The following is a 6,597-nucleotide window of genomic DNA, read 5'->3' on the forward strand; positions in this document are numbered from 1 at the left end:
GGGGCGCCCGCCGTGCCCGCCCGCACCTCCGTCGCGCTGCGCCGGCTCGGCGCCCGCCTCATGCAGAACTACGGCACCCAGGAGACCGGGTTCGTGTGCGCGCTCCCTCCCGAGGACCACGCTCACCCCGAGCTGCTGGACCACGCCGGCCGACTGCTCCCGGGCGTCGAGGTGGAGATCCGGGACGCCTCCGGTGTGGTCGTCCCACCGGGCGTGGTGGGGGAGATCTGGGTCCGCTCCCCGATGACGATGAGCGGGTACCACGCCGACCCGCACCGGACGGGCGAGGTGCTGGTGAACGGGTGGGTGCGCACCGGCGACCTGGGCCACCTCCCCGAGCCGGACCTGCTCCGCATCGTCGACCGCGCCCACGACCTCATCATCGTCGAGGCGTACAACGTCTACTCCCGCCGGGTCGAGGACGTCCTCTGCCACCACCCGAAGGTCCTCCAGGCCGGGGTCGTCGGCCTTCCCGACGTCGACCGGGGCGAGCGGGTCTGCGCGGCGGTCGTCCTCGCCGGCGGAACGGTGGACCCCGACGAACTCCGCGACCACGTCGAGGCACAGCTCGGTGAACCGCACGTACCCCGAGTCATCCGATTCGTCGACACCATTCCCCTCACCGAGGGCGGAAAACCGGACAAGTCGACGTTACGCACCCTTTTCGCCCCTGACGCCCCGTCCCGCTTATCCCACGACCAACGAAAAGAAGGGACATGAACATGCGGCAGATCGAAATCGAATGGGTCCAGCCCGGGATCACCGTCACCGCCGACCTCAACGAGGACCGCAACCCACGGCTGGCGGATTTGCTGTGGAACGAACTGCTCCCGTACAACAGCCTGCAGAACCACGCCCTTGTCTCCGGGAACCACCTCTACCACCTCGTTCCCCACCACCAGCTCGTCTACACGCGCGCCGAGTACAAGGAGGATCGGACGAAGTCCCCGGACGGAACGGTCTTCCTCTCCCAGCTGCAACACCTCGCCGTCAAGTACGGGCCCCTCAGCGAGTACCTCCCCGCCGCCCCGGTCGGGCACGTGGTGCCGGAGGACGTCGACGCGCTGCGCGCCGCCGGCCGGGCCTGCTGGGAGGCGGCGTGGAACAGCAAGCAGGTGATCGAGGTCCGGGTCCGCCGGAAAGGGGAGGAGGTGCGGAACTTCGTGCTCCCGCGCACCGCTCCGGTGGACTCCCCCGCCGTGCAGAAACTGGTGGAGGAGATCCACGACGAGATCGCGCGGGTGTGGATCGACCCGCCCCAGGAGATCGTCGCCATGCACGAAGGGCGGATCGCCAGCCGAGCCGGCAGTTACGACCAGTACTTCTCCACCCTCGTCTTCCTCAACGGCGAGGTGCGGCCGCTGGGCTACTCCGCGCTGAACGGCCTGGTGACGATGTCCCGCACCACCGACATCTCCCTCGCCGACCTCCTGCGCATCACCCCGATGCTGATCAGGACGCCCGCCGAGTTCCTCGGCTACACCGGCCTGAACACGCTCTGGGACTTCACCCAACGCGTCCTGGAGACGCTACCCGGCGTCGAGACGCGTGAGCAGTACTTCGCCCTGATCAACGCGCTCGCGCTGTACGCCAACGTGCTGAACACCTGGAACCTGCACTTCTTCCCCTGGCGAGCCGGCGCCGACCACACCTACGCGACCGTCTGAGCCGGCCGAAGGAGCCAGCCATGCCCAGCAGGGATTTCGTCGAGACGCTGACCGAACTGCGCCACCGCACGCTGCACCCCACCGAGCACAACCGAGGTCAGCTCCCCGAACGGATCAGCCACGCGCTCCGCGTGCTGGCCGCTCCCTCCCATCCCGACAGTGCCTGGCTGGGCACGGCTCCTCCGGACCTCGGCTGGCTGCGGGAGTTCGAGACGGTGCCCGAACGCATGTCCGACCCCGACCTGGTGTTGCGCGGGGTGACCGCCGGGCTGGGCGCCCAACTGCGCGCCCACGCACCCGGCAACCTCTTCAACATCTTCCCGGTCCCGCTGTTCGACACGGTCACCGCGGCGACGTTGGCGCAGCTCTACACCCCCAACACGTTGTGGGACCTCCTGTCCGGCGGCACCCTCGAGATCGAACGTCAACTGGTCCGCCAGCTCGCCGAGCTGGCCGGTTGGCCGCGCGACGGCGCGGGCGGCACGTTCTCCTTCGGCGGCAAGGCCGGTCTGATGTACGCCGTCCGGATCGGACTGAACCGGTGCCTGCCCGAATCCGGCCGGCGAGGCTTGGCGGGTGGCCCCGCACCAGCGGTGGTCACGACCGAGCACAACCACGACAGCGTGGAGTCGGTGTGCGCCATCCTCGGGCTGGGCTCCCAGGCGTGCGTGCGCGTGCCCACCCCAGCACGTGACAGCGCGGCCACCGCCGAGCGGGTGCTCACCGCGGTGGCCGACCTGCTCGACCGGGGAACGCCCGTGGCCTGCGTCGTGCTCTCCGGCGGCAGCATCATGGACCACATCGTCGACCCGGTCGGTCCGGTCGCCGCCGGCCTGACCCGGCTGAGCGGTTCGCTGCCCTACCGGCCGTACGTGCACTTCGACACCGCCCACGGTTGGCCGTGGTTGTTCTTCCGCGACTACGACTTCCCCGGCAACCCCCTGGAGATCGACCCGGTGACGCTCGGTGCCCTCCGGGAGGTCAGCGGCCAGGTCGCCGAGGTGGCCTGGGCGGACTCCATGACGGCCGACTTCCACAAGGCCGGTTTCTGCCCCTACCCCTCCAGCGCCTTCCTGGTCAGGAACGCGGCCGAGCTGCACACGCTGCAGGAGGACCCGCACGGCGCCGAGTGGCGGCCGTGGGGCGGCAACCTGGTACTCCATCACACGATCGAGCACTCCCGGGGCGCGGCGGGCATCCTGTCCGCCTTCGCCGCGCTCCACAGCGTGGGCACCACCGGTTTCCGGGTCCACCTCGCCCACGTCACCGCGATGAACAACGTGTTCCGCGCGCACCTCCCACGGTCCGGCTACGAACTGGTGAATCCCACCAGCCCCGGCGTGGCGTCCGTGTTCTGGCCGGTGGCACCGGGAGGTCCGCCCACCTTCGCCGAACTCGGCGGGGCCGAGCCCCTGCTCGTCGACGACGCCAACCGCTACACCCAGGCCCTCTACCAGCGCCTGGCTGGGCTCGACCCCCAGCACGAGGTCACCGCGCCGATCGTGCTGGGATTCCTGCCCGCGTACAGGCACGGCGCGCACGGCCACCCGATGTCGGCGCTGCGCCTCCTGCCCAACTCGCCGCACCACGACGAGGTGACGGTCGCGGCGATCGCGGACCGGATGGGCACCGTCAAGGCGGAGTTCGACCGCTCGGTCACCTCCCGGACGGGCCCGCTGGCCGGCCTCCGCCTCCGCCACGTCCCGGAGTGAGGTGGCGCCCGCCGCCCACCCGGGCTGACCCCCGAGGAGTTCGAGGTGACCACATCCCCCCGCCCGTGCCCCGCCCAGGTACCCGACTCCCCGGCGGCGTTGCGGCTCGCCCGGTTCTTCGCCGCGGGATGCCTGGGCCAGGCGCTTGCCGCGCTCGTCAGGACAGGGGTCGTCCGGGAGATGGCGCGAGACCAGCCCAGCTCCGACGAACTCGCTCGCCGCACCGGGACGCACCCGGAGACGCTGTCGCGCTTCCTCCGCGCCGGGGAGGCCGCTGGTGTCTTCGTGGCGGACGCACCGGACCACTTCGTCCTGTCGGACACCGGGGAACTGCTGGTGGAGGGGCCGGGCTCGCTGGGCGGTCTCCTCGAACTGGCGAACACGGGCCCGGTGTTGGCCGCGTGGTCGGCCGTGGAGCACACGCTGCGCACCGGGGAGGCCGCCTTCCCGGTGGTGCACGGCTCGTCCCTGTCCGACCACCTCGCGCACGCTCCGTCCCTGGCCGGAGCGGTGGGGCGGGCGCTGGAGGCCAGCGTGGCCGCGCGACTCGTCCCCCGCTCGGTGGACCTCGCCTCGGTGCGGCACGTGGTCGACGTGGGGGCGGGGGGCGCGCGTCTCCTCGCGGCACTGCTCGCCGCCCAGCCGCACCTCGTCGGGACGCTGGCCGGCGTGCCCCGCGCGGGACGGGAGCCGGTGGCCGAGGAGCTGCGGCGGGCGGGAGTGCGTTCCCGCTGTCGCCTACCCGACGACGACGTCCTCCCCCGGGACGGGGACGTCTACCTGTTGTGCCACGTGCTGCCGTGCCTCGCCGACGAGGACGCCGTCGCCGTGCTGCGGTCGCTGGCCCGGGTGCTGGACAACGACGCCCGGCTGCTGGTGATCGGCTTCGTGCCGTCGGCGCGGGACCGGACCCCGGTGATTCCCGCGATGGGCGTGTGGCTGGCCACGATGTGCGGCGGACGCGAACGCACCGAACACGAGTACTCCGTTCTCCTCGACCGGACCGGACTGCTGCTCCGCGCGCGGCATGGAGACCGCCCCGACGCCGAGTGCGTGCTCGAGGTCGTGCGCCGGTAGTCGGGCCGGCGGTCTCGGGAGCCGGCGCGGCGGATGCTCACCGGGACGCGCGGGGCACACGTCCGATGATCATGCCGGCTTCGCCGCGGGAGGTGAAGGGGCCGCTGGTGAGGGCGGCGAGCAGCCTGCCCTCCGCCGCGGCGAGGAAGTCCTCCCAGGCCACACCGGATGGCAGCAGGTGTCGCCACGCGGGGCGCAGGGAGTCCAGGTATCCGAGCAGGGGTTCGAGCTGGTCGCAGACGACCGTGTACGCACGGCGTCGTACCCCCACCTCCCCGAACGCCGCGGCGAGCAGGTGCGCGTGGTGCAGACCGAACCGCGCGTCCGGGCGGGGCGGAACCGGTCCGCCGCCGACGTCCGCGAACGCGTGGTCGGCCAAGGTGTACAACTCGGTCAGCGAAGTGGAGTCGTTGGTGGTGGCCACCGCGATGCCGTCGGGCCGCAGGACCCGGGCCATCTCCCGGACCGCGGTCACGATGTCGGGCACGTGGTACAGCATGTGCATGGCGACCACGGCGCCGGCCACGCCGTCGGCGACCGGGAACGCCTGGACGTCCCCGACCACGTCGGGCGCCATGCCGGTGGAGACGTCGACGCCGAACAGGTCCAGGTCGGGTCTGCGCGCGGCGAGGCGGGCGCGCAGCAGGCCGTTCCCGCACCCCACGTCGATGACGGGCCCTGCCCCGACGGCCACCACGGAGGCGACGTCGTCGTGGAGGTCGAACCGAGGACGCTGGAAGTCGAAAAGCCGTTGCCGGGCCCGCAGGAGCCTGGTGTCGCCGTAGTACTCGTCGGCCACCAGCTGTCGGTCGGTGTGCATACCGGAATGCTATTCCTCGGCGAGGGCACCGCGACCCCCTCGGCGTTCGATTCCGGAATTCGGGCGACGAAAGCATCCCAGCCGGTGCACGGTTCTCACCGACCGTGCCGGACCGGGTTCAATCCCTGCTCCAACCGACGGAGGGAAACGACCCCGTTCAGGATTCTCCCGTTCGCCACGACCCCCGGGACCAACGCTGCCCCGCACCATTCCCCGGAGTCCGGGGCGTCCGTCCGCACGGGCGGCGGAGCGGGGCCACCGAACGAGCTCCCACCTGCTGAATCGGCGGTATCACCCTACTCGGATGGGGGAAGCAGGCGCCCAACGGACCCTTCCTTCTTGCCGGCCGGTCATCGACGTTGGTATACCTCTTTTCAGCGATCACGTCCTGTATTCCACCACCGTCACGCGACTCCGAATTCCCGACCGTCGCCATTTCGACCACCTGGTTCGGGTCCTCAACTCCCACGCGGCGCCGCACCCGCGCCTCCGGCTCCCCCCGGCCGTTCCGGCGACCGCGACCCGACGCACACCGTTCGCGCGAGGAGACCGCACGTGATTCTGGATTCCGGCCGAAACAACGGGGTCAACTGGGAACGTTACTGGCGGGACATCACCAGCGACGCCGGTGCTCCCAGTCCCCCCTGGCACTTCGGTTCTGGTGCCGAGATGGCCCCCTACCTCCCGGTCATGCTCGACCACCTCCCTCCCGAACTCCCCCTGGTCGACCTGGGATGCGGAGACGGGCTCCTCACCGACCACCTCGCCGAGCACTACCCGACGGTCGTGGGTGTGGACGTCTCCGCGGCGGCGGTGGCCGCCGCGCGCGGCCGGGCCCGCCCCGGCCTGTCGTTCGACGTGCTCGACGCCACCGACGTGGACGCCGCGGCGGAGCTGCGTGCCGCGTTCGGCGAGGCCAACGTCCACCTGCGCGGCGTCCTGCACGCGATGGACCCGGCCGACTGGCCCGCGGCCCTGACGACGCTGGCGACCCTGACGGGCCGTGCGGGGCGGGTCTTCGACATCGAGATCACCCCCGCGTTCTCGGTCGCGGTCGAGGAGATGCTCGGGAAGTTCGCCTCACCACCCCCGGGAATGGCCGCGGTCGCCCGCAGCGGGCTGCGCCCCACGGAGCTCGACCCGCCGAGCCTGCGGGCCCTGTACGAGGACACCGGCTGGACGGTGGTGGCCGCCGAGGAACTGACGGGACGTTCCACGATGCGGCTTCCTGACGGCTCCTACTTCGAGTACCCCTTCACCTACCTCGTGGCTGGGCGGCCGTGAGCCCGGCCGAGCACCGGGCGTGCGGTGCTCCGCACCC

At 71.5% G+C, this 6,597-nt stretch carries 6 protein-coding genes; 5 read left to right on the top strand and 1 reads right to left on the bottom strand.

Features of this window, described 5'->3' with window-relative positions; all coding sequences use genetic code 11:
- The 4 genes from ACTIDRAF_RS29565 to ACTIDRAF_RS0217750 all read left to right on the top strand — a co-directional run.
- Window positions 1–720: class I adenylate-forming enzyme family protein (locus tag ACTIDRAF_RS29565; protein ID WP_016700066.1), on the top strand; the 720-nt coding region annotated here is incomplete at its 5' end.
- Between the two features lie 2 nt (window positions 721–722).
- Window positions 723–1,667 (top strand): cucumopine synthase-related protein, encoded by a 945-nt coding sequence (locus ACTIDRAF_RS0217735; protein WP_157163110.1) that lies wholly within the window; start codon window positions 723–725, stop codon window positions 1,665–1,667.
- A gap of 20 nt (window positions 1,668–1,687) precedes the next feature.
- Entirely contained in the window at window positions 1,688–3,379 is a 1,692-nt protein-coding gene (locus ACTIDRAF_RS0217740; protein ID WP_016700068.1) for a pyridoxal phosphate-dependent decarboxylase family protein, read from the top strand.
- A 45-nt stretch (window positions 3,380–3,424) separates the two neighbouring features.
- The gene (locus ACTIDRAF_RS0217750; RefSeq protein ID WP_016700069.1) at window positions 3,425–4,456 is read left to right on the top strand and encodes a methyltransferase; all 1,032 of its coding nucleotides are present in this window, start codon (window positions 3,425–3,427) and stop codon (window positions 4,454–4,456) included.
- A 37-nt stretch (window positions 4,457–4,493) separates the two neighbouring features.
- Here ACTIDRAF_RS0217750 and ACTIDRAF_RS29570 read toward each other — a convergent pair whose 3' ends face one another.
- A complete protein-coding gene (locus tag ACTIDRAF_RS29570) occupies window positions 4,494–5,276 on the bottom strand; it encodes a class I SAM-dependent methyltransferase (protein WP_016700070.1) in 783 nt (260 codons plus the stop codon).
- Window positions 5,277–5,831: 555 nt separating this feature from the next.
- Between ACTIDRAF_RS29570 and ACTIDRAF_RS33930 the strand changes: the two genes are divergently transcribed.
- Window positions 5,832–6,560: a methyltransferase domain-containing protein gene (locus ACTIDRAF_RS33930; protein ID WP_016700071.1), complete on the top strand. Its 729-nt coding sequence runs from the start codon at window positions 5,832–5,834 to the stop codon at window positions 6,558–6,560.
- Window positions 6,561–6,597 lie beyond the last annotated feature (37 nt).

Origin of the sequence: Actinoalloteichus spitiensis RMV-1378 (assembly GCF_000239155.1) — a bacterium.
GTDB lineage: Bacteria > Actinomycetota > Actinomycetes > Mycobacteriales > Pseudonocardiaceae > Actinoalloteichus_B > Actinoalloteichus_B spitiensis.

Bases quoted from the DNA above. Each gene is read 5' to 3' on its own strand.
- ACTIDRAF_RS0217735 (WP_157163110.1), top strand. From the start codon at position 723: ATGCGGCAGATCGAAATCGAATGGGTCCAGCCCGGGATCACCGTCACC.
- ACTIDRAF_RS0217740 (WP_016700068.1), top strand. From the start codon at position 1,688: ATGCCCAGCAGGGATTTCGTCGAGACGCTGACCGAACTGCGCCACCGC.
- ACTIDRAF_RS29570 (WP_016700070.1), bottom strand. From the start codon at position 5,276: ATGCACACCGACCGACAGCTGGTGGCCGACGAGTACTACGGCGACACC.